Source organism: Scytonema hankhaensis NUACC26, from assembly GCF_045865695.1.
GTDB lineage: Bacteria > Cyanobacteriota > Cyanobacteriia > Cyanobacteriales > Nostocaceae > Scytonema.
Genome location: NZ_BAACAP010000006.1, coordinates 1 through 2,779, shown reverse-complemented (window position 1 = coordinate 2,779; position 2,779 = coordinate 1). Strand labels below are relative to the sequence as shown.

The 2,779-nt window shown below is 43.9% G+C and carries 1 protein-coding gene; it reads left to right on the top strand.

Going from position 1 to position 2,779, the window contains the following annotated elements:
- Nucleotides 1-2,779, top strand: a 2,779-nt coding sequence (locus tag ACKTT2_RS00070; protein WP_407882729.1) for a condensation domain-containing protein, incomplete at both ends; no start/stop codon positions are given.

Here is a 2,779-nt window from a genome sequence, read left to right as displayed (position 1 = left end):
AGCTTCCCACCATTACAACCAATCGGTTTTATTACAAATTCCCAAAGACTTATCTAGAGAATTCATCGCCACCGCCTGTGAAAAATTACTCAGGCATCACGATGCGCTGCGATTACGCTTTCCAGAATCAGCGACCAAACACCAACAAATTAACCACCCATTAGAGCCGACTCTACCCTTTACGGTAGTAGATTTATCCACAACAGTGATTGAGGAACAACCACAAGCCTTAGAAAAAATCGCCAGCGAATATCAAGCTTCGTTAAACCTCTGCACCGGACCGATGGTGCAAATAGTGATGTTTGACTTAGGTAGGGAGCGGGATGGAAGATTATTAATCATCATTCATCATTTAGCAGTCGATGGCGTGAGTTGGCGGATTTTATTATCAGACCTAGAAACAATTTATCAACAATTAGTTAAACAACAACCGATACAACTAGCAGCCAAAACCACGGCATTTATTGATTGGGCAGAAAAATTAAATCATTATGCACAATCAGAAATACTTAAATCAGAATTAGGCTATTGGCTCAACCAACCTTGGGAGAGAGCAACCCCACTACCTTTAGATTTTGCTCCTGATGCGGCAGACAACACACTCGCCAGTGCGGATGCGGTATCAGTGACATTGAGTGCAACACAAACCCACCTTTTGCTAGGACCGGTTCACTCTGCTTACAACACACAAATTAACGATCTGCTCCTGAGTGGATTAGTACTGACCTTAAGCGAGTGGACCCGAAATTCAGCGGTGTTAATGAATTTAGAGGGACATGGGCGAGAAGAACTGTTTGAAGAAGTAGACTTATCGCGGACAGTCGGTTGGTTTACGAGTCTATTTCCCGTGTTACTGCAACTGCCGCCATCAACTCAACTCAGCACTGTGATTAAGTCGCTCAAAGAACAATTACGCGCCATTCCGCATCGGGGGATAGGCTACGGCATCTTGCGTTACTTGTGTGCACAGACTGAGGTCAAAGAACAACTACAAAGAATTCCCACCCCAGAAATTAGTTTTAACTATCTCGGACAATTCGACCAAGTTCAATCCGAAACCGGATGGAACATGGCCTCGGAATCCATTGGTCTAGCACAAAGTCAAGAGCAAAATCGCGAGCATCAATTAGATATTAGTTGTCTAGTGATAGCAGGCAAATTAGAGATTACCATAGCTTATAATCGTCAGATTCATCAACGAAATACTATAGAAAATTTGGCCCAAAGCTATGTTCAAAACCTCAGAGCTTTCATCGAACATTGTCAGTTAGAAGATGCTTATGGACAGACACCAAGTGATTTCCCTGATGCACAGTTAAATCAATTAGAACTCGATGAACTGTTAGCTGCCATCAAAGCCAAAAATCTGGAAGCAATTTATCCACTGTCTCCCATGCAACAGGGGATGCTGTTCCACAGTTTCTATGCCCCGGAGAGTGGGGTGTATGTCGAGCAGATGACCTTGAAATTAAAGGGTGATGTCAATGTTGCGGCTTTTCAATCTGCTTGGCAAAAAGTGGTAGATAGATATTCAATTCTACGGACGTTATTTATTTGGGAAAATCGCCCGACTCCGTTACAAGTGGTGTTGAAACAGGTGGATTTACCTTGGAATCATCTGGATTGGCGGTCATTCTCCACAGCCGAGCAACAACAGCAATTATCACAGTTGTTGACCGCCCAAAAACAGCAGGGTTTTCAATTCAACGTTGCACCCTTGATGGAGTGTACGTTAATTCAACTGAGTCATGAGACTTATCAGTTTATTTGGAATCATCACCACATCCTGCTTGATGGATGGTGTTTGCCGATTATCTTTAAAGAAGTCTTAAGTTTCTATTCGGCTGAACTTCAAGGTGAAACTCGTCATCTGCCAACTCCAACTCCTTACCGGGATTATATCGCTTGGTTGAATGCGCAAGATACTACCGCCGCCACTGAGTTTTGGCGACAGACTTTGCAAGGTTTTAGCGCTCCCACTCCTTTGGTAGTGGATTTAACTCCGCATCCATCTGTGCCGCCAAACTTGAATTACCAAGAACTTGAATTCCGGTTATCCACCCAGGTGAGCCAGAAATTGCAAGCTCTAGCACAACAACATCATCTGACTTTATCGACAATCCTACAAGCAGCTTGGGGCATACTCTTAAGTCGTTATAGTGGTGAGGGTGACATCGTATTTGGCGTTACGGTTTCTGGTCGTCCGGCGAGTTTGTCAGGGGTAGAAAATATGGTGGGATTGTTTATCAACACCCTACCATTACGGCTAGAAATATCTCCAGACCAACAACTGATTCCTTGGCTCGAACAAATACAACAGTTGATGTTGGAATTACAGCATTACTCTTATACTCCACTGGTGGAAATTCAATCCCTGAGCGAAGTACCGGGAGGAACACCGTTATTTGAGAGTATTGTGGTGTTTGAGAATTATCCCATAGATAGTTCTTTAGCTTCCGTGAGTGGTTCGTTCGAGTTCAGCAACATTGAGAGTTACGAACAAACTAATTATCCACTGACTGTAGTTGCAGTCCCTGGGGATGAGTTGTTAGTCAAGATCGGTTACGATTCATCTCGGTTTGTCGAAGAGACGATTGAGCGGATGTTGGGACATTTGCAAACAATTTTCGCTGCCATTGCCTCTCATCCCCAGCAAACGGTGAGTGAAATCCCCCTACTGAGTGCTACTGAACGCCATCAGTTATTAGTCGAGTGGAATGACACCGCGCGAGAATATGCGACTGACAAATGTATCCATCAGTTATTTGAGGAGCAGGTA